The sequence below is a fragment of the Dyella sp. CR10 genome, assembly GCF_055814425.1.
Genome location: NZ_CP185986.1, coordinates 2225330 through 2249605, shown reverse-complemented (window position 1 = coordinate 2249605; position 24276 = coordinate 2225330). Strand labels below are relative to the sequence as shown.

The 24276-nt window shown below is 66.1% G+C and carries 25 protein-coding genes; 17 read left to right on the top strand and 8 right to left on the bottom strand.

The window, feature by feature from the left end:
- Window positions 1-575 precede the first annotated feature (575 nt).
- The 9 genes from ACNR9O_RS09935 (at window position 576) to ACNR9O_RS09895 (ending at window position 7708) form a co-directional block, all read left to right on the top strand.
- On the top strand, window positions 576-989 hold the full coding sequence (locus ACNR9O_RS09935; RefSeq protein WP_473681017.1) for a hypothetical protein: 414 nt from the start codon (window positions 576-578) through the stop codon (window positions 987-989).
- Complete coding sequence (locus tag ACNR9O_RS09930) at window positions 976-1359, top strand: immunity 22 family protein (protein ID WP_473681019.1); 384 nt, start codon at window positions 976-978, stop codon at window positions 1357-1359. The genes ACNR9O_RS09935 and ACNR9O_RS09930 overlap by 14 nt, the downstream gene beginning before the upstream one ends.
- 115 nt (window positions 1360-1474) lie before the next feature.
- Window positions 1475-1702, top strand: coding sequence for a hypervirulence associated TUDOR domain-containing protein (locus ACNR9O_RS09925; protein WP_473681021.1), 228 nt, complete (start codon window positions 1475-1477; stop codon window positions 1700-1702).
- Complete coding sequence (locus ACNR9O_RS09920; protein ID WP_473681023.1) at window positions 1699-2247, top strand: DUF488 domain-containing protein; 549 nt, start codon at window positions 1699-1701, stop codon at window positions 2245-2247. The genes ACNR9O_RS09925 and ACNR9O_RS09920 overlap by 4 nt, the downstream gene beginning before the upstream one ends.
- A gap of 90 nt (window positions 2248-2337) precedes the next feature.
- On the top strand, window positions 2338-4068 hold the full coding sequence (locus tag ACNR9O_RS09915; RefSeq protein ID WP_473681025.1) for a tetratricopeptide repeat protein: 1731 nt from the start codon (window positions 2338-2340) through the stop codon (window positions 4066-4068).
- A 47-nt stretch (window positions 4069-4115) separates the two neighbouring features.
- Window positions 4116-4466 carry a DUF2185 domain-containing protein gene (locus ACNR9O_RS09910; RefSeq protein WP_473681027.1) on the top strand — a complete coding sequence of 117 codons (351 nt, stop codon included), beginning with the start codon at window positions 4116-4118 and terminating at the stop codon, window positions 4464-4466.
- A gap of 57 nt (window positions 4467-4523) precedes the next feature.
- Window positions 4524-5903, top strand: a complete 1380-nt coding sequence (gene dbpA, locus ACNR9O_RS09905; protein ID WP_473681029.1) for an ATP-dependent RNA helicase DbpA — start codon at window positions 4524-4526, stop codon at window positions 5901-5903.
- A 174-nt stretch (window positions 5904-6077) separates the two neighbouring features.
- Window positions 6078-7475, top strand: coding sequence for an amino acid permease (locus ACNR9O_RS09900; protein WP_473681031.1), 1398 nt, complete (start codon window positions 6078-6080; stop codon window positions 7473-7475).
- Window positions 7472-7708: a putative hemolysin gene (locus tag ACNR9O_RS09895; RefSeq protein WP_473681033.1), complete on the top strand. Its 237-nt coding sequence runs from the start codon at window positions 7472-7474 to the stop codon at window positions 7706-7708. The genes ACNR9O_RS09900 and ACNR9O_RS09895 overlap by 4 nt, the downstream gene beginning before the upstream one ends.
- A 97-nt stretch (window positions 7709-7805) precedes the next feature.
- On the opposite strand, the gene ACNR9O_RS09890 is transcribed toward ACNR9O_RS09895, so the two are convergent.
- Together ACNR9O_RS09890 and ACNR9O_RS09885 are read right to left on the bottom strand one after the other, a co-directional pair.
- Window positions 7806-8399 carry a GNAT family N-acetyltransferase gene (locus tag ACNR9O_RS09890; RefSeq protein ID WP_473681036.1) on the bottom strand — a complete coding sequence of 198 codons (594 nt, stop codon included), beginning with the start codon at window positions 8397-8399 and terminating at the stop codon, window positions 7806-7808.
- A gap of 81 nt (window positions 8400-8480) precedes the next feature.
- Window positions 8481-9149: a DoxX family protein gene (locus tag ACNR9O_RS09885; RefSeq protein WP_473681038.1), complete on the bottom strand. Its 669-nt coding sequence runs from the start codon at window positions 9147-9149 to the stop codon at window positions 8481-8483.
- Between the two features lie 125 nt (window positions 9150-9274).
- On the opposite strand from ACNR9O_RS09885, the gene ACNR9O_RS09880 reads away from it, so the two are divergent.
- Entirely contained in the window at window positions 9275-9475 is a 201-nt protein-coding gene (locus tag ACNR9O_RS09880) for a DUF1737 domain-containing protein (protein ID WP_473681040.1), read from the top strand.
- An 11-nt stretch (window positions 9476-9486) separates the two neighbouring features.
- Here ACNR9O_RS09880 and ACNR9O_RS09875 read toward each other — a convergent pair whose 3' ends face one another.
- On the bottom strand, window positions 9487-9918 hold the full coding sequence (locus tag ACNR9O_RS09875; protein WP_473681042.1) for a GNAT family N-acetyltransferase: 432 nt from the start codon (window positions 9916-9918) through the stop codon (window positions 9487-9489).
- 117 nt (window positions 9919-10035) lie between these two features.
- Between ACNR9O_RS09875 and ACNR9O_RS09870 the strand changes: the two genes are divergently transcribed.
- Window positions 10036-10620 (top strand): hypothetical protein, encoded by a 585-nt coding sequence (locus ACNR9O_RS09870; RefSeq protein WP_473681044.1) that lies wholly within the window; start codon window positions 10036-10038, stop codon window positions 10618-10620.
- A 15-nt stretch (window positions 10621-10635) separates the two neighbouring features.
- Here the strand turns inward: ACNR9O_RS09870 and ACNR9O_RS09865 are convergent, their stop codons facing one another.
- Together ACNR9O_RS09865 and ACNR9O_RS09860 are read right to left on the bottom strand one after the other, a co-directional pair.
- A complete protein-coding gene (locus ACNR9O_RS09865; RefSeq protein WP_473681046.1) occupies window positions 10636-11835 on the bottom strand; it encodes a hypothetical protein in 1200 nt (399 codons plus the stop codon).
- A 222-nt stretch (window positions 11836-12057) separates the two neighbouring features.
- Entirely contained in the window at window positions 12058-12969 is a 912-nt protein-coding gene (locus ACNR9O_RS09860) for an AraC family transcriptional regulator (RefSeq protein WP_473681048.1), read from the bottom strand.
- Window positions 12970-13111: 142 nt separating this feature from the next.
- Between ACNR9O_RS09860 and ACNR9O_RS09855 the strand changes: the two genes are divergently transcribed.
- Window positions 13112-13891: an SDR family NAD(P)-dependent oxidoreductase gene (locus ACNR9O_RS09855; protein WP_473681050.1), complete on the top strand. Its 780-nt coding sequence runs from the start codon at window positions 13112-13114 to the stop codon at window positions 13889-13891.
- Window positions 13892-14001: 110 nt separating this feature from the next.
- Here the strand turns inward: ACNR9O_RS09855 and ACNR9O_RS09850 are convergent, their stop codons facing one another.
- The 3 genes from ACNR9O_RS09850 to ACNR9O_RS09840 all read right to left on the bottom strand — a co-directional run bounded on the left by ACNR9O_RS09850 (window position 14002) and on the right by ACNR9O_RS09840 (window position 16933).
- On the bottom strand, window positions 14002-14196 hold the full coding sequence (locus tag ACNR9O_RS09850; RefSeq protein ID WP_473681052.1) for a hypothetical protein: 195 nt from the start codon (window positions 14194-14196) through the stop codon (window positions 14002-14004).
- Window positions 14197-14292: 96 nt separating this feature from the next.
- Window positions 14293-14595 carry a hypothetical protein gene (locus ACNR9O_RS09845; protein WP_473681054.1) on the bottom strand — a complete coding sequence of 101 codons (303 nt, stop codon included), beginning with the start codon at window positions 14593-14595 and terminating at the stop codon, window positions 14293-14295.
- A gap of 238 nt (window positions 14596-14833) precedes the next feature.
- Complete coding sequence (locus ACNR9O_RS09840) at window positions 14834-16933, bottom strand: TonB-dependent receptor (protein ID WP_473681056.1); 2100 nt, start codon at window positions 16931-16933, stop codon at window positions 14834-14836.
- A gap of 431 nt (window positions 16934-17364) precedes the next feature.
- Between ACNR9O_RS09840 and ACNR9O_RS09835 the strand changes: the two genes are divergently transcribed.
- The 5 genes from ACNR9O_RS09835 (at window position 17365) to ACNR9O_RS09815 (ending at window position 24272) form a co-directional block, all read left to right on the top strand.
- The gene (locus ACNR9O_RS09835) at window positions 17365-17994 is read left to right on the top strand and encodes an STN domain-containing protein (RefSeq protein WP_473681057.1); all 630 of its coding nucleotides are present in this window, start codon (window positions 17365-17367) and stop codon (window positions 17992-17994) included.
- Window positions 17995-18001: 7 nt separating this feature from the next.
- Window positions 18002-18532 carry an RNA polymerase sigma factor gene (locus ACNR9O_RS09830; RefSeq protein WP_473681059.1) on the top strand — a complete coding sequence of 177 codons (531 nt, stop codon included), beginning with the start codon at window positions 18002-18004 and terminating at the stop codon, window positions 18530-18532.
- 5 nt (window positions 18533-18537) lie between these two features.
- Window positions 18538-19509: a FecR family protein gene (locus ACNR9O_RS09825; RefSeq protein WP_473681061.1), complete on the top strand. Its 972-nt coding sequence runs from the start codon at window positions 18538-18540 to the stop codon at window positions 19507-19509.
- 1311 nt (window positions 19510-20820) lie between these two features.
- A complete protein-coding gene (locus ACNR9O_RS09820) occupies window positions 20821-22413 on the top strand; it encodes a ShlB/FhaC/HecB family hemolysin secretion/activation protein (RefSeq protein ID WP_473681063.1) in 1593 nt (530 codons plus the stop codon).
- Between the two features lie 68 nt (window positions 22414-22481).
- Window positions 22482-24272, top strand: a complete 1791-nt coding sequence (locus ACNR9O_RS09815) for a DUF2341 domain-containing protein (protein ID WP_473681065.1) — start codon at window positions 22482-22484, stop codon at window positions 24270-24272.
- Window positions 24273-24276 lie beyond the last annotated feature (4 nt).

Genomic DNA, 24276 nt, shown 5'->3' with positions numbered 1-24276 from the left:
GGATTTCTGCGATATGTGCGCTTGTATCGGCGGCCATGGCTGTAGGCCCCGCTTCCGCTGGGTCTTCTGAATGCGGTCTGCCGGACATATCGGGTTCAAGTGAATTGCACCAGTTCTTGAGCCTTCGTGCTGTTGATGTCGTCAAGCGGGCGGCAGGCTCGGATGAGGGGCTTGCGGCGCTGGTCGCGCCGACCGCGAGTTTCGGCCTTGGCGCAGGTGACCTGGCAGGCCCTTGGGAGCGGGAGTCGATGGCGCTCGCGTGCTTGCGCAAACGATGAAGGCGGATACTTATCGTTACCTTGGCTGGGACTACATGGATATGCCGGCTGACCCGTGTTCAAAGCAAAAGGTGGAAGTCGATTTCATCGATAGCCAGGGCAAGAGGGTGTCCCGAGTGGAATTCACGTTTGAAGCGGGGCGCGTGGTGAGTGCAGGAGGCTGGCAAAGGTCATTCGAGGCGGGTCGGTTATAGGATCACCCGGAGTCGGGTCGCCCATGTCCATGCCTGGGCTTACGTATGGCAAGCACTTGCGGGCGCACCTGGAAACTCGGTCACGACATTCAAGGAGTCCGCTTTGACGGGTAGAAGGATCGTTGCCTGCGCGCTGCTGGGTATCGTCGCGCTGACCGGCCCGGCGTTCGGCCAAAGCGCTGGCGGGGCCGGGAAAGGTGATAACGCAAAGCAAGCCCTGCGCGCGCGGTATGTCCAGGCCATTCGATCCGCCATTCGCGCGAACTGGCTTTCCCCCGCCGACCTTCCGCAGGCCGCCTGCAAGGTGCGCATTACGCAGGCGCTTGGCGGCGTCGTCGAAGAAGTCGTTGTCGATCCGGCTTGTCCCTACGGCGAGCTGGGAAGGAAGTCCGTGATCGCGGCCGTCAAACGAGCGCAACCGTTGCCTTACAAAGGCTTCGAAAGCGTCTTCCAGCGAACGCTGATCTTCACCTTCATGCCGAACCCGATGGAGGGGGCGAATCGTGCGCCGCACTGAAACTTCGCATTTCTACCTCGGCCGCGTCACCGACGAGGACCGCTTCGAGGCCTTTCTCGAAGAGGATTACGATCGGGAGGATGGCGAGCCACGTTCCGATTTCTACGGCTCGCAAGGCGAGTTTTTCTGCGACCACGACTTCATGGAGACCGGTACGCGCGAGCCGGGCCAATCGCTGGAAGCGTTCTTTGCCCCGCACTCATACGCCGAGCACTGGCTTGAGCCAGTGTGCGAGGCGGCACGTGCGGCGAGACTGGACGACGCTAATGCGCTGCTCTTTATCCGGAAAGACGAGATCGCCTCGCCCAGATCGGTACGAGGCGATGGCTTCGAGCTGGTCTATCTGGGCGAATTTACGTATCCGATCTGAGCGCGCGGCTCGCCGGGCATCACGCTGCCGCCATGCACTGGATGCTCCGATTTAACGCCAGGGCTAGCACAGTCGATCGCGGCTTCTGAAAAGCCGATGTCCTGGAAGAGCCGCGATGACCAAATCATTCAACGTAGGTGATCACGTCACCTGGAATTCCGAAGCCGGCTGGGTATCGGGAACGATTGTCGCCGTGCATACCAAGGATTTCGACTACAAAGGTCACACGCACCGCGCGTCGAAGGACGATCCGCAGTACGAGATCAAGAGCGACAGGACCGACCATGTCGCTGCCCACAAGGGCAGCGCGTTGCGTCACTCGCGCCGCGAAGGCCGCTCGTGACGTCGGCCTTCTTCACCATCGGCCATTCCAATCGCAGCTTCGATGCGTTCGCAAGGTTGCTGCGCGATGCGCAGATCGAACGCCTGGTGGACGTGCGTGCCTTCCCGCGTTCACGCACCAACCCGCAGTTCAACATCGACACCTTGCCTGACGCGCTTGCGTCCATGGGCATCGCCTACGAACACCTGGCCTCGCTCGGCGGCCGCCGCGGACGGTCCGATCCCGTACCGGCCGAGACCAACGGCTTCTGGACCAACCGAAGTTTCCACAACTACGCCGACCACGCACTGTCGGCGGATTTTCAAGCTGGTCTGGACCATCTCATCGTCGCGGGGCAGACGCAGCGCTGCGCGATCATGTGTTCGGAAGCGGTGTGGTGGCGCTGCCACCGTCGCATTATCACCGACTATCTGATCGCCCATGGCCAGACCGTGATCCACATCCTGGGCGAAGGGCACGTGGAACAGGCGCAACTGACGGCGGGGGCGTCGATCCGCCCCGACGGGGCGGTAGTCTATCCGGCCACGGGAGCGGCGATCGGGTGATGGCGCTATGATCCCTGGCCGGCCTCACGGGCCGGATCGCCAGGCGAAGCGACCCTGGCCGGGCTCCAGCGACTTCAAGGACGAAACGCGATGGACACGCACCACGAACTGAGCGGCTACCTCTTCTGTCGCGACACGGCACACATCGCGCAGGCCTTGCGCGAACAGCTGGAAGCCGAAGGCATGGCGCTGGTCGACAGCGCCGAAGGGCGGGGCGGCGAGATCTCCAGCGAGGATGGCCGCGCATGGCGCATCGCCGTGATCCCAGGGCGCGGCGGCTGGCATGTCCTGCTTGCCACGCCGGATGCCTGGTTGTGCGAAGCGGGGCCCGATGGCGCGATCCGCTTCGCTGCTTTGAGTCGTGCGCTGGGCGCACCGGGCTTCCTGCGCGAGGCCTGGTACATGGAGGACTTCATCGGCACGCAAGGTACCGTGAACCTGCTCGTCGACGGCCATGGGCGGCAATGCATCGCCGGGCAGCTCTACGACTACGAAGCCGATGCACCTTCGGCGGAAGTGGTGCCTCGCTGGCGCGGTCATGCCATCGAGCATGGCGAAGGCCATGAAGATGCCGAGCTGTGGCCAGCGATCCGCGTTTCGTTTCCTGACAGTCCGCCACCGGAGCCCGGCCGGCACGAACCCGAGCTGGACGAAACGAAAACCGGCCTGGATCTGATCGAGCGCCTCGGCGGTCAGGGCCTGAGTACCTATTGGCTCGCGCATGGCGAGGCATGGCGTCGCCTGAAGGCCTATCTGACGCATGGCGAAGCCGTACCTCTGGTGGGCGCGGTCACCTTGACGTTTCGGCGACCCGTGTCGGGTGGCACCCGGCTGGCTCTGGCCAGCGCCGAATCGGACGCCCAAGCCCCGTTCCGTTACGCGAACGGCAATGACATCCGCATCGGCGACCGCGTGCGCTTGAAAAGCGGTGCCGACGGTGAGGTGATCGATGTGCTCGGCACATTCCGGCGCGAGGGTGGCAGGCCACGCTATGCCGTGGTGCGCACGGCCGGGCGCCATCGGATGATCAAGGCGACGCGCGTGAAGCGCGGCGACTATCGCTTTGTCGACATCGCGCGTCTGCAGGCCGCCGCCGTCCCCGGCGATAAGCCGGCGATCGACGCATTGGAGCGGCTTGCCGGCGCCGGCAACGCCGACGCCATGGCGCAGCTTGGCTTCATCCACTATGTGGGCGACGGCCGCCCGCGCGATCCGGCGCGTTCCTGTCACTGGCTCGCCGCCGCGGCCGAGCATGGTCATCCGGATGCCGCTTACCAGTTGGCGCGACACCTCCGCGCGGAATTCGGCGTGGCTTACGACCGCGAGAAGATCCGTGAGCTTGCCGAAGCGGCCTATCGCCACGGCAGCGTGGAGGCGGCACAGATCCTCATCGACCATGCGCAGGAAGACGCGCGCCTCGAGCTGCTGCAGCGCCTCGCCGCCGAAGGCAATCCGATCGGTCAGTGCAAGCTGGCGTATCGGGTGCAGGCTGGCAGGGGTGTCGAGCACGATCTGGAAGAGGCGGCCCGCCTGCTGGAGCGGTCGGCCAGGCAGGGTTGCGCCGAGGCCCAGCAGCAATTGGGCTGGTACTACAGCATGGGCATCGGCGTGGGCCGCGACAGTCGGCTCGCCGCTTACTGGTACCGCCGTGCCATCGACCAGGGCCGCGACGCGGCCTGCATCGCGATGGCGCAGTTGTATCTGGAAGGCTCGGGGATCATGCGCGACACTGCCTGCGCCATCGCGCTGCTGGAGTACGCGCGCGACGAAAACCTCCCCGGTGCCCGCGAAGCGCTGAATGTCGCGCTGAAATGGCTTTGATGAAAACCGCGATCGCCACCGCGTCGACGGTATCGTGAGGATGCGTCATGACCAAGTCGTTCAAGCTGTCCAAGGATCAGATCAAGCCACTGGCGACCGGCTACGGCGCCTGCTTCGCGACGGACCGCATCACGGTGGAGGGTTTCCCCGTGCGCTTCATGTATCGCGAAGCACCCGACAACGACATCGACAGCGGTTGGCGTTTCCTGTCCGGGTCAGAGAGCGACGAGTACATGGACGACGCGGCGAATCACGGCATCTATGACGTGAATACGATCGCCAACTACGATCCGGGCATCCTGCCTTACCTGGATGCACCGATCGGCAGCGCCTTCGAGAAAACGCCCACATCCGGCCGGTTCGTCCCGGTGGAGGATTGGGCACCGCCGGAGGATTGAGCGGCGCGACTCATCGCCGCGCCGGGCCTCAAACCCGCGTCCATGCGAGAATGCCGCATGACTGCCTTCAGCACCCTCCCGCTCAACCCCGCCTTGCTCGCCAGCGTTGAAGCGCTCGGCTATAGCGAGATGACCCCCATCCAGGCCCGCAGCCTGCCGGCCATACTCGAAGGGCGCGACGTGATCGCCCAGGCGCAGACCGGCAGCGGCAAGACCGCGGCGTTCGGGCTAGGCCTATTGCAGGCGCTGAGCGTTGAGACGATCCGTCTGCAGGCGCTGGTGCTGTGCCCGACGCGCGAGCTGGCCGACCAGGTGAGCAAGGCCATCCGCAAGCTGGCGGCCAATATCCCCAACGTCAAGCTGCTGACCCTGTGCGGCGGCATGCCGCTGGGCCCGCAGCTGGCCTCGCTGGCGCACGATCCGCACATCGTGGTGGGCACGCCCGGCCGCGTGCAGGAACACCTCAAGCGCGAGAGCCTGCACGGCGGCGGCATCAAGGTGCTGGTGCTGGACGAGGCCGACCGCATGCTGGACATGGGCTTCAGCGACACCATCGACGACATCGTCAAGCGCATCGCCAAGCATCACCAGACGCTCTTGTTCTCGGCCACCTATCCGGAAGGCATCCGCGAGGTGAGCCGCCGCCTGCAGCGCGATCCGGTGGAGGTCACCGTGGAAGCGCCGGCCGAGACCCGGCCGGCGATCGAACAGCGCTTCATCGAGGTGGCGCCGGAGCGCAAGTTCGATGCGCTCGCCCAGCTGCTCGCCGGCGAGCGCGGGCAGCATGCGCTGGTGTTCTGCAATATGCGCCGCGACGTCGATGCCGTGGCGGAGGAACTGGACCGCCGCGGCTTCTCCGCGCTGGCCCTGCACGGCGACATGGAGCAGCGCGACCGCGACGAGGTGCTGGTGCAGTTCGCCAACCGCAGCTGCGCGGTGCTGGTGGCGACCGACGTGGCGGCGCGCGGGCTGGACATCACCGCCTTGCCGCTGGTGATCAGCTACGACATCGCCCACGACCCGGACACCCATACCCATCGCATCGGCCGCACCGGCCGCGCCGGGCAAACCGGCCTGGCGATTACGCTGTGCACACCGCGCGAGAAACCCAAGGCCGACAACATCGAGCAGGTGCTGGGCGAGCCGCTGACCTGGCAGCCGCTGAAACTTGCGCCGCCGCGGGGCAAGACCCTGAACCTGGCGCCGATGAAGACGCTGGTCATCGACGCCGGCCGCCAGGACAAGCTGCGCCCGGGCGATATCCTCGGTGCGCTGACCGGCGATGCCGGACTGACGGCGGACGATGTGGGCAAGATCGACGTCTTCGCCACCCGCGCCTATGTGGCGGTGAGCCGCGCGCTGGCCGGCAAGGCGCTGGAGCGCCTGCGGGCCGGCAAGATCAAGGGGCGCAACTTTCGGGTGCGATCGCTGGGCTGAGCAACTCGGGCGGCGGCCCTGCATGGGGTCGCCTTTGCCGACCCGCGCACAACCGCCCCGTCGCCGCCCGGTGACACTTGCAGTCGTCCGGACCAGGGGCTTCAATCCCGGGCTGAGCGTTCATGCGCCTTCGCGGCGCGACCCTGCCACTGCGCCACGCACCCCGGGATATCCATGCATACCAATGATCAAGCGCTCAAGCGCGGCCTGCAGGAACGTCATATCCGCCTGATGGCGCTGGGCTCGGCCATCGGCGTGGGGTTGTTCCTTGGCTCGGCCAACGCGATCAAGCTCGCCGGGCCGGCCATCCTGCTGTCGTACGTCCTGGGCGGGTTGGCGATCTTCATCATCATGCGCGCACTCGGCGAGATGGCCGTGCAGAACCCGGTGGCAGGCTCCTTCAGCCGCTACGCGCAGGATTATCTCGGCCCGCTGCCGGGCTTCCTCACCGGCTGGAACTACTGGTTCATGTGGCTGGTGACCTGCATCGCGGAGATCACCGCGGTGGGCATCTACATGGGCGTGTGGTTCCCCGACGTGCCGCAGTGGGTATGGGCGCTGGCCGCGCTGGCGGCGATGGGCGCGGTCAACCTGGCGGCGGTGAAGGCCTACGGCGAGTTCGAGTTCTGGTTCGCCATGATCAAGGTGGTGACGATCGTGCTGATGATCGTCGGCGGCGGCGCGATGATCCTGTTCGGCCTCGGCAACCAGGGCGTGGCCACCGGCATCAGCAATCTGTGGACGCATGGCGGCTTCATGCCCAACGGCGCCAAAGGCATGCTGATGGCACTGCAGATGGTGATGTTCGCCTACCTCGGCGTGGAGATGATCGGCCTGACCGCCGGCGAGGCGGACAAGCCGGAGAAGTCGATTCCCGATGCGATCAACTCGGTGTTCTGGCGCATCCTGATCTTCTACGTGGGCGCGCTGTTCGTGATCCTGTCGATCTACCCCTGGAACGAGCTGGGCACGCGCGGCAGCCCGTTCGTGATGACCTTCGAGCGGTTGGGCATCAAGTCGGCGGCGGGCATCATCAATTTCGTGGTGCTTACCGCGGCGCTGTCCTCGTGCAACGGCGGTATCTATAGCACCGGCCGCATGCTCTACAACCTGGCGCAGCAGGGGCAGGCGCCGCGCACCTTCGCGGTGACCTCGCGCAGCGGCATTCCGTACCGGGCGATCGTGGTGTCGCTGGTCGCCTTGCTGTTCGGCGTGCTGCTCAATTACCTGGTGCCGGCCAAGGTGTTCGTATGGGTGACGTCGGTGGCGACGTTCGGCGCGATCTGGACCTGGGGCATCGTGCTGGTCACGCAGATGAGGTTCCGTCGCAGCCTCAGCGAGGCCGAGCGCGGGAGGCTGTCGTTCCGCATGCCGTTCTTTCCATACGCCTCGTGGCTGGCACTGGCTTTCCTGGTGCTGGTGATCGGCTTGATGGCGTACTTCCCCGATACGCGCGTGGCGCTGGTGGTCGGGCCGCTGTGGCTGGTGTTGCTGACGGTGTTGTATTACGCGCTGGGGTTGAGAAAGGGCGCCCCGGCGAAGGCGCTGCAGACAGGAGTCATGGAACCATGAAGACGTTCACCACGGCGGCCCTGGCGACGATGCTCGCCGCTTGCGCGAGCCACACCGAGCTGCCCGCGAAACCGGTGCAGGTCGGCATGGCGAACCCGGCCTCGGTGTATTGCACTAAGCTCGGCGGCAAGCTGGACATCGTCAAGGAGAAAGACGGCGAAGTCGGCTACTGCACGTTGCCGAGCGGCGAGCGGATCGAGGAGTGGGCGCTGTTCCGGCGGGATCATCCCTGACCGCGGGCAGGCAAAGGCTGGCGAGAGCTATGCCGCCGTGTTGCGCAGCGAATGGCTGGTGGCGCAGAAATGGAGCCCGCCATAGGTCGGCAGGCGTTCATGCCGGTCCATGCGAGTCAAGCTGAGCAGTGAGCCGGTCCCGCACGTGCGGCCACTCTTCGCGCACGATGCTATAGAACGCCGTGTCCCGAGGCTTCCCGTCAGGCTCGATCTTGTCCTGGCGCATGACGCCTTCGAACACCGCGCCGATCTTCTCCAGCGCGCGGCGCGAGCGTGCATTGTCGGCCTTGGCGCGAAACTGTACCCGGTTGGCGCCCAGTACCTCGAAGCCATGTTCGAGCAGGAGCAGCTTGCACTCGGTGTTGACGCCGCTGCCCCAGTACGCGCTGGCGATCCAGGTGACGCCGATTTCGAGCTTGCGGTCCTGCGGATGGATATCGAGCAGGCGCGTGGTCCCGACGATGCGTCCGCTGCCGGCCAAGCAGATCAGGAAGGGGTAGGCCTTGCCTTGCTCGCGGTCGCGCAGCGCGGCGGTGAAGTTGGGATAGAAAATGGCGGGGTCAGAGTAGTCGATGGAGGTGAGGCGCCAGATCTCGCGATCCTGAGCCACCTCGAACAGCGCTTCCAGCGTGTCGTCTTCCAAGGGCCGCAGCTCGACCAGCCGGCCTTTGAAAGTCAGGGGATGTTGCAACCAGGGGGTAGCCAAAGCGCACCTGTCGTAGTGATTGCCGCTCATGCGGAGCGGCGCATTGCACAGCATCGGGCTGGCCTTTCAGCGCAGCGGGCGTGGCGGCGGAAGGGCAGATGCGCGCCGGGCTTTCCACAGAACCAGGATGCACGCCGACATCAGCAGCATGCGCAAGGCATCCAGCGAGTCGGAGAACGGATCGCCGTTGTGCGCATGCGTGCCGATAGCGCCGCACATCATCAGCACGAGTACGCCCGCTCCCAGGTGGCGCACGCGCGGAAACAGCAGGGCGATGGCGCAGACCGTCTCCACCGCCATCACCGCATACATCGACCACAGCGGCAGGCCGGAAGCCTGGAAAAACTGGCGCATCTCCGCGTCGTGCAGCGCCTTGCCGATCTCGAAGCCGAAGAAGTTCAGCGCGACGTAGACCGACAGACCGGCGGCCAGCCGTGGCGCGGCCCGCGCGCTGTCGCGGCGTTGCCGTGCCGCATCGAGGGTGGCGACCGTCGCGGCGCCCACCAGCCAGGGACCGAGCATGAAGGTGAGAACGACCAGTTGACGCAACACCGCCGCGATCGGCGGCGGTGCCATTGGCACCAGCACGACACCCGCCAGCCAGGCCGCCGACAACGCCACGCAGGCCGCTACGACGATGCCTGTCAGGACCCTCCGCAGAGGCAGAAGCAACATGCCCGCCGCGAGCATGGCCGCGATCGCCGCATGCATGAAGAAGACCGGGGTGTCCGCCATCGCCAACGTCGCTACGAGGAAAGTCGGGCGACTGTATCCGTCCGGTGCAGGCGCGCCAGTGCCGGATGCCGCGGTCGGGCATTCCTGGGTTAGGCTGCGGGACTCTCCACCGCCCGGAAGAAACCATGTCCGACACACCGCCCGACGGCCTGCCCCTCTATCGCCTGCTCACCGGCAGGGACGACGCCAGCTTCTGCCATCGGGTATCCGAAGCCTTGGCGCTCGGCTATGCCTTGTACGGATCGCCCGCCGCGACCTTCAATGGCGATCACGTGGTGGTGGCGCAGGCGGTGGTGTGGCCAGCGCGATCGGGGCAGGCTGCCTGAGTATCGCAAATTCATTCGAACCGATGGCGGAAGTGGAAGCATTCGATGCCGAAGCCTTCGCGGAAATAGAACCGGTGCGCCTGCTCGCGGACGACGCGTGAGATCAGCTGGATCTCGCTGCACCCTTGCGCCCGCGCCTCGTCCTTGAGCCGGGCGATCAGCTGCGCGCCATAGCCGCGAGAACGGGTGTGCTGGTCGGCGACCAGGTCATCCACGTAGAGCAGGCGGCCGCAATAGAGCGTGTTCATGAGACGATAGCCCGCCACTGCGCGGACCGTGCCGCCATCAGTCAGAACCAGCAGCTTCAGGCCGTCGCTCGCCATCAGATCGCGCACCAGCGGAACGTAGCCCGCGCGGTCCAGATGGGGCCGCAGCTGGTGCATGACGTCGAAGGTGGCGGCGATGTCGGTATCGGTGTCGGCGTGGTCGATGCGGATGCTCATGCGCGGTGGTTCCAAGCGGTCACGGGATATGCGGGCTGCGTCCGGCGAAGCGCCTTCGCGGCGGCGCGGGAACGCGGAGACGAGAGCCTGACGGCTTCAAGGGAGGAAGCGATGCGGATGGCGGGAGCGATGGGGCTGGCAATGGATGCGAATCTGGTCTTGGGGCTGCTTTGTCTTGGCGGATTGGCCGTGTTCCTGTTGCGGCTACTGTGGGTGTTCGTCCTCTCCGATGAACAGGGTTTTCGTTTCTCGGCAAGGCACGATCAGCGCGTCAAGGACGATCAGCGCCTGCTGGACGAACTGGTCAAAAAGCTCACCCCTTACGTACTGGCCATCCGTAGTCAGCCGGAGCGGCATATCGGTGGCGCGGCATATACGTTCCGCGAGGGTGCGCGCGGCCAACCGCTACAGATCGACAAGGTCCTGATCTTCTCGGCTCAGACTCGCGAACCCGTCGCTGTCGACACGTTGCCGGCGGCTGGCGTGCCGTTGGCTCGAAAGCTCGAAAGTCCGGCGGCGAGGCACATCATCGAAACCTTCGCCGGACAGCGAAAGGGTTTCAAGGCGACCGACCGCATCATGCTCCGCGCCGATTGCGTGTCGCTGATCGAACAGCGCTGGATCCGCTTTGCCCCTCTGTATCTGAACATCTATATCGGCCAGAAAGGCGAGACGCTGGGCGCCAATGTCACCAACGGCTGAGCGGGCCCGCCGGCACTAAAGGCCAAAGCTCACCGGCCGCTGCGCGTCCTGCTTGCGCCACTGGCCGGAGAACGCGCCGCCATGGCGCACCAGTTCGAACGTCTCCGGTTCCGCGGCCTGCGTGTCCTTCCCGGGCGGCGTATTCAAGACGATGTGGTCACCGTCCATGCTGCCTGTAAGCGCGATCGGAGAACGGTATTTGTCGTAGTAGTACATGGCGGCGACGTGCCCCTGGGCGTCGGGTTGCAGGCGTATCGTCATCGGCGCCTGGCCGATCTTGCCATGCAGGGGCACGCCGAACGGGGACGATGCTTGCTTGGGCTTGTCGCCACCGAAGAACAGGTACTGACCATAGGCGGTCAGCATGCCGCGCAGCTTGTCGTCGGGAAGGCCAAGGCTGATGTCGCCGACATCGTCCAGGGCGCGCGAGGCATGGTTGCTGCAGCGCTCGCTGGTGAACTGCACGCCGTGGTCGTCCGGGATGGCGAACTTGAGGTAGTCGAAGTATTCGAGCGGATCGCCCGGGCTGTCGCCGTCGATGCGTGCGAGGCAGTCCTCGTTGAGTTCGAGACGCTCCTTGAGGTCGTCCCGGTCTCCCTGCCGTTTGTCGGCCTTGCCCGAGTTGCCCAGCGCGGCGAGCTGCGCCTTGAGCTGCTTGATCATGGCGGCGTACTGCCGCTTGCGCTCCTGCGCCACCAGCTTGGCGATCTGCAGCTGCCCGGCGTGGGTGAAGACGTCCCTTGCGGTGAAGCTGCGTCCGCTCGTGGCATCGAAGTTGTACGGCGTGGCGTAGCTCTCGCAGTACGCGCCACAGCCTTCGCGGTCGATCGAGAGCGAAAGAATGCGGCCGTCGTTGCGCAGCACCGTGAACTCGAGGCTGCTGGTACCTTCCAGCGGGAAGTCATCGAGGTTCCCGGGCGGGTAGCCCTTGGGCAGGGCGAAGCTCTTGCCCGGCTCGGCCGGTGCGGGCACGCCGACCAGGTCCAGGTACAGCGTGTCGTTGATGCGTGCGGCGATCTCCGCGTGCGGCGACACGACGAAGGGCATCACGATGGATCCCTTTCCCCATTCCGAGCGCAGCCAGGATGAATCCCCGTCGTCCTGCGTGGGATGCCAGCTCAGGGTGCGCTGGCTCACCTCGAAGGCATCGGCCATGGCGTTCGAGACGGGGATGATCGCGAGGCAGGCCAGGAGCAAGGCGGGCAGGGATTTCATGTAGACGTCCGTGATCCAGTCGGGAAGGGAGGATGGGGGCGAGGCTGGCTTGCGGCGGCGCCCGGCTGGACGCCAACCCTAGGTTGCCAAACAGCTTGCCCCTGTTCGATAGCCGGCATCGTGTCGCGGCGACGTGGCCTGTCGAAGGACGAAATATGGCGTATCGCGGCGCGCTTGAATACGGGCGAGCCGGAGCGTACTTGCCCGGAAAGGGGCGCCCGGTCAGGCCGCCGCGGTACTCAAGGCGGCGACATCCCGCCGCGGCGGCGCGCCGAACATCCGCGCGTACTCGCGGCTGAATTGCGACGGGCTCTCGTAACCCACGCGGTACGCCGCCGATTCCGCATTGGCCGTGCCGCTCATCATCAGGTGGCGTGCTTCCAGCAGCCGCAATTGCTTCTGGTATTGCAGCGGTGTCATCGCGGTGAGCGCCTTGAACTGGCGATGGAACGCCGACGGACTGAGTTGCGCGACGGCGGCGAGGTCTTCGATACGCACCGGTTTGCGGAACTGATTGCGCAGCATGTGCAGCGCCTTCATCATCCTTTGCGTATGCCCGCCCAGCACCACGCTGGCGATCTCGCCGCCGTGCGGGCCGGCCAGCAGCCAGTAGTAGAGCTCGCGCAGGATCATCGGCGCGAGCACCGGGATCGCGTCGGGCGTGTCGAGCAGGCGCGCCATGCGCAGCAGGCTGTCGGTCGCCGCCTGCGGGAAGTCCGCGACGAAGATGCCGCGGCCCATGCCGCCGGACAGCGGTGGCGGCGACGGCATGCTTTCGATCATTTCGCGCATGGCGGCCGGATCGAATTCCAGGACGACGCACAGGTAGGGCTCATCGGGGCTGGCGTGCGTCACGCGACTCAGGCCCGGCATTTCCATGCTGACCACTAGCGCCTGGCCGGCGCGGTAGTCGTAGCGCCGGCCGCCGAACATGCTGCGCTTGGCGCCTTGCGCGACGACGCACAGCACCGGCCGGGACACCAGGTGCGTGGGATGCTGCTGGCGCCGGTCGGCGCGGATGAAGGCGAAGCCCTCGATCGGCGTCTCGAAAAAGCCTTCGGTCCCGCGCGTGTCGGTATAGCGCTTGATGATGTCGATCAGGTCGTCCGGCATGGCAATGCCCTCGGCGTGCATGCGGTGATGCTATCGCCATTTTCCGCGTGCGCGGGGAGGGCAGAGCAGGATCAGGCAAGAACAGGGCCGGTTCCGGCATTCGGCACGGCAGCGGCGGCGCCTAAGCTGCCCGCCGGTTTTCCCACCCTTGCCGGAGATCGTCATGAATACGTCCGTCGCAGAGAACAGCGCAAAGAAGATCGCCATCATTACTGGAGGCAGCCGTGGCCTGGGCCGCAACACGGTGCTGAACCTGGCCAGGCGAAGCGTCGCCAGCATCTTTACCTATCGCTCCAACCAGGCGGAAGCCGCCGAGGTGACGAAGCTGGTCTCGCAGGCGGGCGCGAAGGCGATCGCGCTGCCGCTCGATACGGGCGACACCGGTCAGTTCGATGTGTTCGTCGCGCAGGTGCGCAAGGCGCTGGCCGAGCTTGGCGCGGAGCGTTTCGACTATCTGGTCAACAACGCCGGTACGTCGCATCACGCGCCGATCATGGAAACCACCGAGGAGGCCGTGGACAGTCTCTATCGCGTGCACTTCAAGGGCGTGTTCTTCCTCACCCAGAAGCTGCTGCCGCTGCTCAACGACGGCGGGCGCATCGTGAACGTTTCCAGCGGACTGACGCGCTTCGCGTATCCCGGCAGTGCGCCATATGCGTCGATGAAGGGCGCGGTCGAGGTATTGACCCGCTACCTGGCCAAAGAGCTGGGATCGCGCCGCATTACTGTCAACACAGTCGCGCCGGGTGCGATCGAAACCGATTTCAGCGGCGGCATGGTACGCGACAACCCGGAGGTCAATCGGCAGGTGGCGGAGATGACCGCGCTCGGCCGTCCCGGTGTGCCGGACGACATCGGTCCGATGATCGCTGCGCTGCTGATGGAAGATAACCGCTGGGTCAACGCGCAGCGCATCGAGGTGGCCGGCGGCATGCTGATCTGACGGGGGGCGGGCCTATGCGCCGGAACAACACGGGGCGCCGGCATGCATCCGGCGCTCTCCTGTGCTGAAGCGAAAGATATCGACAGGTTTCCCGGCTCGCGATCCGGGTGTTACCGGCGGCCGCCGCGCTTGGCGTCGGGCTTGTCCGGCGCGTTGCCGGAGTGATTCGGGTCGCGGTCGAAGTGGGTGGACTTGGTATAGGTCTTGGCCTTGGCTTCGGCCGGCACCGGCTTCTTCGGGGAGGGCTTGCTCGCGTAAGCGGAATGGATCTCGGCCAGCGTAATAGGTTTGGGATTAGGGTTCATCGATGGCTCCGTTCAGAGGGGCGGTGACCGCCGGCGGGATGGCCGGCGGCCGGACACAGTCCACGCTCGCGCGTGATTCGCGGATACAGGATGAAGCTAGGCGCACGCGCCGACGCGGTCCAGCGGCATGGCGTCGATCAGGCGTTCCAATGCGTCGGAGCCGCCCGCGATGGCTTTGGCGAGCAGACCGGCGGAGTCCTCGCCCGCATCCAGCGCGGAGCACAGCGAATGCCAACGCTCCGCATCGCGCCGGTCGCTGCTCTCACTAAGCACGGCGAGCAGTTCCAGCAGGCTGCGCATCGCCCGTTCCGCCGCATGGCCGATCGGCTGCCCGGCGGCGGCCGCTTCCAGCACGGGCAGGGCCGTGCCGCGGCACCAATCGACGAGCTGGCTGTTCATGGGCACCTCCACCCGGCAGGACGTTCGGCAGGCCGGCACCCAGCGGGACGATGCAGACTCGGCCACACCGTAGAGGAGGGGGCATTAATGTTTAGTCAACACCCATGAGCGTCCAGCGCCACCACGGCACCGGCTCGCGTGATATCCGCAGCTTGGAGCGAGCGCAGCGAACTCCAACACAGGTTGCGGCATGGCGCGGTGTTGGAGTTCGCCTGCGGCTCACCCCGACCTGCGCCGGTCAGAACGCGTATCGCAGCGTCACGTTCGCCCCGCGCGGCGCGCCAGGCAGATTGAGGTTCGGGCTGCTGCCATGCGCGGAAACGATGTACTTCGCGTCGAACAGATTAGTGAGATTGAGCTGCACGCTGACCGGGCCGTCCTCGTAGCGCGCCATCGCATCGGCCGTGACATAGCCGGGCAAGGTGACGGTGTTGCCGGGATTGGCCAGGCGCGCGCCGACCAGGTTCACGCCGCCGCCGACCGTCCAGTGTGGCGCGATGGCGCGCGTCGTCCACACATTGCCGCTATGCCGTGGCGTAAGTGTGGCGCGCTTGCCTTGCACCGGGCGGCCCGCATCGATTGCTACCGAATGCGTGATGCTCGCATCGAGGTAGGCGTAGCCGGCGAGCAGCCGCCAGCCGTCGGTCAGATCCATCGCACCGCTCAATTCCACGCCGCGCGTGCGCTGCTCGCCGATCGGCAGTACGCGCTGCGTCACGGGATCGGTGGTCTTGATGTTGCTTCGTTCCAGCTGGAACAGCGCGGCGGTGAACGTGGCGCGGCCGTCGAACAGATCGTACTTCGCGCCCACCTCGGTGTTGTGGGTGCGCTCCGGCGCGATGTCCGCATTGTTTGCCGCCAGCGCGAAGGCTTCGCCAGAGGGTTGGAACGAGCGGCTCCACGACGCGTAGTACGACTGCGCCGTCGACGGCTGCCACACCACACCCGCGCGCGGGCTGACCGCCTTGTCGGTGCGCGAGAGATCGATCTGGCCTGGCAGATAGTTGTCGGTCTCCTGCTTGAAGCGGTCGTAGCGCAGACCGAGCAGCGCCTTCCATTCGCTGCCGAGGCTGATCAGGTCCTGCACGTACACCGCGGCGGTATCGAAGCGGCCAAGGTTGTGCGAACCCGGCGCGCGATTCACCGCCAGCGGCAGCACCGGCAGCACGGGATGGAACAGATCCACCGTGGCGACGCCGTTGATGCTGCGGTTGAGCAGCGCTTTGTCCTGGCGGCCCAGCTCCACGCCGTACAGCAGTTCATGGCTCACCGTGTTGCCTTCCACGCGCTGGCTCAGCTCCGTCTGGTTGAACCAGCCGTGCTCGTGGCGTGCGACGTTGGAACGGTTGAGCGTGACCGTGCGAGCAGCCTCGTTGACCGTGCCGGGCAGCGTGTTGTTGCGGTCCAGCGTGTAGTCGTACCAGCGCAGCGCGTTGCGCAACGAGACTTGGTCATTGAAGGCGTGAGTGAGCGTCGCGGTGGTCGATTTGACGATCGACTCGCTGTAGTCCACGTCGCGTGCGTTGGCTGCGCCGTAATAGGTGCGCGCAGGCACATCCACCGGGCGGCCATGATAGGCGGGCACGCCGAAGTCGGTGACGCGGCGGTCCTTGAGGTAGTCGGCCTGCAGCAGCAGCGTAGTGTTCTCGCCCGGATGCAGCAGCAGCGACGGCGCGATCGCGCGGCGCTTGAGGAACTGCTGGTCGCGGTAGCTGTTGGCATCCTCGACGGCGCCGGTGAGGCGCCACGCACTGCCGGCATCGCCAAAGCGGCGGCCCACGTCCAGCTCGCCGCGGCGATCGGCCCAACTCCCGTAGCTCAACGCCACCTCGCCGCCGTCGATGCCTGGCTGTTTGGTCACGCGATTGATCAGCCCGCCCGAGGAACCGCGCCCGTACAGCACGGATGCCGGCCCCTTGATCACCTCGATGCGCTCGATATTGGAGAGATCGCGGAAATACAGCGCGTCATCGCGGATGCCATCCACGAATTGGTCGGCAATGGCGGTGAAGCCGCGGATCGACACCTGGTCGCGCTGCCCGTCGCCGGTGGAGAAGCCCACGCCCGGTACGTTCTTCAGCGCATCCTGCATCGAGGTGGCACGCTGATCGCGCAGCACTGCCGCCGGCACCACGTTCACGGTCTGCGGCACGTCGCGCAGCGGCGCATCGATCTTGGTCGCGGTGGTGGCGGCGGGCGCGCGGTAATCGGAAGGGCCGGCGGCCTGCACGGTCACGCCGGGCAGCAGTTTGGCCTTGCCGGCATCGGCTACCTCGTCGGCATGCACCGGAACAGCAAGCACCGCGAGCAAGGCGGCATACAGCGGAAGATGACGCATCGAAACAGCCTTCAGTCCTGGAAATGTGGGCCGCACGTCACCGCACCCCGCCGGTCCGCGGAGCGATAAAGATGCAGTGGCGATGACGGCCGGGGACGTGGCGTCGGCTGGTCGGCCCGGCAGGCGGTAGAGCGCTCGTCAACCGGGAATGGCGAACGAGTGGATGGGAATTATTCTCATTATGGCGGCGCATGACAAGCGTGAGAAGCTGCGTACGTTTGCCGCATCAAGGGCTTGCAAGTTTCACGCAAGCTTGCGCCGCGTCGTTACAGAACTGACACATCCCATTGCTAGCCTCCCCAAATGTATGTGAAGCGTGAGCGTCACCCGGCGCGAGATCGGGCCGACCGGTGAGCCGGAGGCAGGTCATGAGGTATGCCGGGTGGGTGCTGATCGCCGCATGTGGGCTTTGTTGGGGGACGGGCCATGCCGTGGAACTGCAAGCGACGGATGGGCCGCTGGCCGGCGAGGCGCGCGAGCGCATGCCTTTCGATATCGGTCCGCAACCTTTGAGTAGCGCGGTGAGAGCTTTCAGTGATGTGACCGGCCAGGCTCTGCTGGTGGACGAGCGCCTGCTGGTGGGGCGCGTGTCGCCCGGGGCACGCGGCGAATTCACCGCCGAGGACGCCTTGCGCCGCCTGCTGGCGGGCACCGGCCTGCGCGAACGCTATACCTCGGACAAGGCCTTCACCCTGACGCCGGTCGGCGATGCGCGCACCGCCGCGCCCGCGACAGCGGCCACGACGACATGGGCCGAAGACGCGGCCGATGCGATCGTCACCGGCTACGGCGCCGCCTTGCAGGCCGCGGTGGAATCCGCGTTGTGCCGCTCGCCCGCGACGAAGCCGGGCGCTTACCGGCTTGCCTTGCAGGTATGGGTAGGCGCTTCGGGAGAACTGCAGCGCCTGCGCCTTCTCGGCAGTACCGGGCTGGCCGCGCGCGACGAGGCGATCCAGGCGGCGCTGTCCGGCCTGCGCGTGGATGCGCCGCCGGCGGGCCTGGCCCAGCCGTTGACCTTGCTGCTGCTGCCAGCGGACGCTTCGCGTCCCGCGCACTGCTGAGCCGGCGATGTCGCTGCTTGGCTTGTTTCTCGAACGCCAGCAAGAGCTGCGCCGGCGTTTGCGCCGGCGCCTGGGTTCGGACGACCTGGTCAACGACGTTCTGCAGGAAACCTATCTGCGCGTAGAGCGCCTGGGCGATGCCTCGGCCGTGTCGCACAACCCGGCCGGTTATCTCTTCCGCATGGCGCTCAACGTCGCCGCCGACCAGCGCCAGGCCGACTCGCGCTACCTCACCGGCGAAGAAGTGGAAGAGCTGCTGCACCTGGGCGACGACGCGCTCGATCCGGCCCGGGTGACGCACGCGCGCATCGAGGTGGCGGCGCTGGAAAGCGCACTCAAGGAACTGACCGAACGTCAGCGCGCGATCCTGATCGCGGCGCGGGTGGACGACCTGCCGCAGCAGGAGATCGCCGACCGTTTCCGCATTTCGGTGCGCATGGTCGGCAAGGAATTGAAGAAAGCCCTGGAGCACTGCGGCGAACGCCTGGACCGCCGCGTGGTGCAGCGGTTCGGTCCCGGGGCGGGAAAAGCGTCTTGAAGGATATGGAAACTACGTCTGCCAGCCTGGCTCACGATTCGCCGCTGCATCGCGAGGCACGCGACTGGCTGCTGCTGCTCAAATCCGGCCGCGCCACCACCGCCGACGCCCAGGGCTTCCGCCGCTGGTGCGCGCAGAGCGTGGCGCACGCGCGCGCCTTCGCCGAAACCCGCCTGATGTGGGAGCGCCTTGGCACCGCCGCGGCCCATCTCGCGCAGCGCGAGCGCGCTAGCACCGCCACGCCGCGGCGCATGAGCCGTCGCGCTTTCCTCGGCGGCGCGGTCGCCGCTTCCGCTGCCGCGTTGCTGCTGGCGAAGCCGCCATTCCAGCTGTGGCCAGGCATCTCCGACATGGCCGCGGATTTCCGCACCGCCACCGGCGAACAGCGTTCGGTGCAGGTCGCACCGGGTGTGACGGTGGAGATGAATACGCAGACCGCTTTCAACGTGCGCAAGATCGATGGCCGACCCGCCGGTATCGAACTGGTGGATGGCGAGATCCAGTTGCAGCTGGCGGAAGGGGCGGGGGATTTCACCGTGTGGGCGGCCAAAGGCAGCCTGCGTGCAAGCCCGGGTTCGCAGTGCAATGTGCGTTGCCTTGGCGGGGATGTGGAAGTGACGGCGCTGGATGGCTCGGTGCGCGTGGCTTACCGCGGGCGCAGCGAGGCGCTGGCGTCGGCGCAGCAGGCCAGGTACGGCGCACACGACATGGCGCCGCCGGTGGCGGCGGATGTGGAAGAGGCGATGGCGTGGCGCCGCCGCGTGCTGGTGTTCGATAACCGTCCGCTTTCTTATGTGGTGGCGGAGATCAATCGCTATCGGCCGGGGCGACTGGTGCTTACCAATGATGCGCTGGGGGCGCGGATGGTGAGGGCGCGGTTTTCGCTGAATCAACTGGCGGATGCGGCGACGCTGATTCGCGAGGCGTTTGGGGCGAGGGTGACGGAGTTGCCTGGCGGCATCGTGTTGCTGAGCTGATTTTTTTGCGTTGGGTAGCTTTGATTGGCATTCCGGGCGGTTTCGCTTGGTCTGTGTGGGTGTTGTGTGTCGCGCTGTTGTTTGGGTTGCCGCGACCTGGCCGCTTATGCAGCGGGCATTCCGGACGACTGCCGTCGCCCGGGTCACTTTCTCTTTGCTGGCCCAAAGAGAAAGTAACCAAAGAGAAATGGCCTCAGAGCCAGAGCTCGTGGCTGGACTAAGGAGAGCAGGGATAGGTCATGGCAACGGATTAACCTGGGGCGACGCGAGGCTGCACTGCGGTTTCGGAGCGGTGACTTCGAGGCATCCGTAGTGGAGAGGGCACAGGGAGATAGACAAGGAGCGGTTGCCTTGGCGTCTCGTCACGCTGCTGCATGACGCTCTCCGAGCCACGTTGCGGCGATACCGCACTTCTCCCTCTCCCCGCCGGGGAGAGGGCCGGGGTGAGGGGCCCTACGAAGCGCACCGCTCCCATCCCCTCAGTCGAAAGCACAGGCGACACGCTCACCTATCCGCGTAACGCACGAAGCAACCAAGCGCGGAAAACCACCCAGCCCCCATCTACCTCCCTGCGTCCTCTCCACCACGGATGCCTCGAAGTCCCCGTTCCGAAACCGCAGTGCGGCCTCGTATCGCCCCAGGTTAATCCGTTGCCATGACCGTCCACTGCTCTGCTTAGTCCAGCCACAAGCCTTGGCTCTCAGGCCATTTCTCTTTGGTTACTTTCTCTTTGGGCCAGCAAAGAGAAAGTGACCCGGGCGGCGGCAGCCGTCCGGAATGCCCGCTGCATAAGCGGCCAGGGCCCGATAGCCCAAACAACAGCGCGACCCACAGAAACGCCCCCTGCGTAAGCGGCCAAGTCGCCATAAAAGACAACGAACACCGCCTCCCAAAAAACGTGAAACCCACGTAGAACGTGTCCACCCACATGACACTCCCGTGTCAAACCCCACCGCAAACAACCCGAAACATCCCCCGTCATGAATTTTTCGTGACGCAGGTTCAGTCCCCCCGCAACCCTCCCGTCTAACCGGGCAAGGGAACGCGGCACGGGCTGGGACGCCCACCGGAACTCTTCGCCCGGCGCGCCCGCGTGGCGCGCCGGAAATCTGGAACGGGCTTTGGGCGTGGCCGAATGGCGCGCGCCGGGGGAAGTGCGCTTGTGATTGCCAAAGCGGTTTGGCCGTATGGATGGCCCGCCGGTGGAACCGGCCTCGGATCGGAAACGCCTTTGTCGCAAACCGGTTACGAGCTTGCGCTTAGCTGTCGTAATACAGGGCAGGGGACGACCGCATGGACCGGAGCGTCACGATGAGGGAGCGTCGACCGCGCATGCGGCCACTTGGCCTGGCCGTCGCGCTCGCGCTGGCCTGGCATGGTGCCTGCGCCGAGCAGGCCGCCGCACCCGCACAGGAGGCGCCCGCGCGCTTCGACGTCAACGAATACCTCGTGCGCGGCAACACGCTGCTGCAGGCGGTGGATATCGAAGAGGCGGTGGAACCCTTCCTGGGGCCGGATCGCAACCTCGACGACGTGCATGCCGCGCGCGACGCTCTGCAGAAGATCTACCAGGCCAAGGGCTACCAGTCGGTCACGGTGGAAGTGCCGCCGCAGCAGGTGCGCAACGGCATACTGATCCTCAAGGTCACCGAGAACAGCATCGGCCGCGTGCGCGTGGAAGGCGCGCGCTACCACTCGCCGCAGGCCATCCGCGATGCGGTGCCCGCGCTGGCCGAAGGCGCCGTGCCGAATTTCGCGCAGGCGCAGGAGCAGCTCTCCCAGGTGAACCGCCAGCCGGGCCAGCAGGTGGTGCCGCTTCTCAAGCCCGGCGCGCTGCCGCAGACCATGGACGTCACGCTGAAGGTGGAAGACAGCTATCCGCTGCACGCCAGCCTCGAGGTCAACAACGACCACAGCGCCGACACGCCCACGCTGCGCACCGTCGGCAACGTGCGCTACGACAACCTGTGGCAGCTGGGCCATACGATATCCGCGACCTATATCGTGGCACCGCAGGATCGCCATGCGGCCGAGGTGTACGCGCTGTCGTACCTGGCGCCGCTGAATAAGCAATGGAGCCTGCTCGGCTCCGGCTACAAATCCAACAGCAACGCCAACACGCTGGGTGGCACCACGGTGCTGGGCAAGGGCAATGCGGTGACGCTGCAGGCGATCCGCAATCTGCCCACGCTGGGCGATTACGGCCAGTCGGTCTCGGTGAGCGTGTCGCGCAAGCATTTCGATCAGCGTCTCACCCTGGGCGACCAGCAGCAGGCGGTGCCGATCACCTATTACCCGCTGACCGTGGCCTATACCGGCCAGCGCACGCGCGACAACTCGTCGCTGGGGCTGTCGATCGCCGGCAACTTCGGCACGCGCGGCGCAGGCAGCGACCGCTTCGCCTTCGACAACCAGCGCTACAACGCGCGGCAGAACTTCGCCTATCTGCGCGTGGACGCCAATTACACGCGCGCCATCGGTGGCGGTTTCGCGCTGGCCTTGCGCGCGAGCGGCCAGCTGGCCGATTCGCCGCTGGTCTCCAGCGAACAGTTCGCCGCCGGCGGCACCAACAGCGTGCGCGGTTTCCTGTCGGCGGAAGACACCGGCGACAACGGCGGCTCCGCTTCGGTGGAAGTGCGCACGCCGTCGGTGGCGTCGTGGTTCGGCAAGTACGTCAACGAGTGGCGTTTCCACTGGTTTCTCGACGGCTCGCGCATCTTGCTGATCGACCCGCTGCCCGAGCAGCGCGGTCGCTTCACCTTGCTCAGCACGGGCATCGGTACGCGCTTCACGTTGTTCGACAGTGTCAGCGGCGAGCTGGAATACGGCTACCCGCTCAAGGACGGCTCGCGCACGCGCGCTCACGACGGGCGCTGGCTATTCAGCCTCAAGGCCGGGCTGTAGGGGACATGGCCATGGCGCGACTTCCTCTTTCTTTCTCGATCTCGACGTCTTCTAGGGGTGCAACGACGATGCGTTACCTGATCCTTGCGTGGCTGCTGTGTCTGGCCTGCCTGCCACGCTTCGCGAACGCGGCCGAAGCGGCCTGGTGGAACGACGACTGGTCGTACCGCAAACCCATCACGCTCGATACCGGTGCCACCGGCGCGCCGGTGGCGCAGTCGCCGGGTCGCGTGCCGGTGCTGATCCGGCTGCATCCGGGCAACTTCCAGTTCGACGGCGTGGCGAAGGATGGCGCGGACCTGCGCTTCATCGCCGCGGACGGCAAGACGCCGCTGAATTACCAGATCGGCAGCTTCGACCCGGTGATGGGCGTGGGCCAGGTATGGGTGGATGTCACCGAGTTGCCAGCCAATGGCAAGCAGACCATCTGGATGTACTACGGCAACGCCAAGGCGCCCGCGCAGAGCAGCGGCGCGGCCACTTTCGATGCGGACCACACCCTGGTCTATCACTTCGAGGAAGCCGCCGCGGGTGCGCCGAAGGATGCCACCGCGTACGCCAATCACGCGCAGTCCGGCAGCGTGCAGCCGGTGGACGGCGGCATCGCGGGCAAGGCAGCGCGCTTCGACGGCAACACGGTGCTGACGCTGCCGTCCAGCGCCTCGCTCAACGAGACCGCTGGCGGCGCCTTCACTTATAGCGCCTGGATCAAGTTCGACGCATTGCCGACCACGCCGACCGCGCTGTATGCGCGCCGCCAGGATGGCCGCTCGCTGGTGATCGGCATCGATGGCGGTGCGCCGTACGTTGCCGTGAATGAGGGGCAGGGGACGCAGCGCAGCGCCGCGGGCGAGCCGCTCAAGTCTGGCCAGTGGACGCACGTGGCAGTGACCTTCGAGGCACAGCAGGCCACCGTGTACGTCAACGGCCAGAAGTATTCGACGCTTGCCGCCGCGATGCCGGCGCTCGGTACCGCGGCCACGCTGGGCGGCGATGCCGCCGGGCAGGGCGATGGCCTGGCCAACTTCCTCGGCCTGATGGACGAAGTGCGCCTGTCGCGCGTGGCCCGCGCGCCGGCCGCGATCGGCGTGGATGCGCTGTCCCAGGGCGCCGAGTCGCGCCTGGTGCAGTACGGCGAGGACGAGAAGAAATCCGGCGCCGGTTTCGGCTACTTCGGCATCATCGTCAAGTCGGTGACGCTTGACGCCTGGGTGGTGATCGGCATCCTGCTGGTGATGGCGGCGATCTCCTGGGTGGTGATGTGGAACAAGGGGCGCTATGTCAGCGGCGTCACCAACGCCAATGACCGCTTCCTGGCCCGTTTCCGCGATCTGGGCACCAACCTGCTGGGCCTCGGCGACGAAGGCGCCGTGCGCGACCTGGCCGACTCTTCCCTCTATCGCCTCTACGAGGTCGGCAAGAAAGAGGTCTGGCGCCGCAAGGACGCCAAGGGCCGCCTGGTGATCGCCACCGAATCGATCGAGGCAATCCGCGCGGTGATGGATTCCACCCTGGTGCGCGAGAACCAGAAGCTGTCGCGCTCGATGGTGATGCTGACCATCGCTATCTCCGGCGGCCCGTTCCTCGGCCTGCTCGGCACGGTGGTGGGCGTGATGATCACCTTCGCGGCGATCGCCGCCGCGGGCGACGTCAACGTCAACGCGATCGCGCCGGGTATCGCCGCCGCGCTGCTGGCGACGGTGGCGGGCCTGTTCGTCGCGATCCCCGCGCTGTTTGGCTACAACTACCTGCTCACCCGCAACAAGGCGGTCACCGCGAACATGCAGGTGTTCGTGGACGAATTCGTCACGCGCCTGGCCGAGCTGCATCGCGACGCCGACACCGGCACCACGGTCTAAGGGG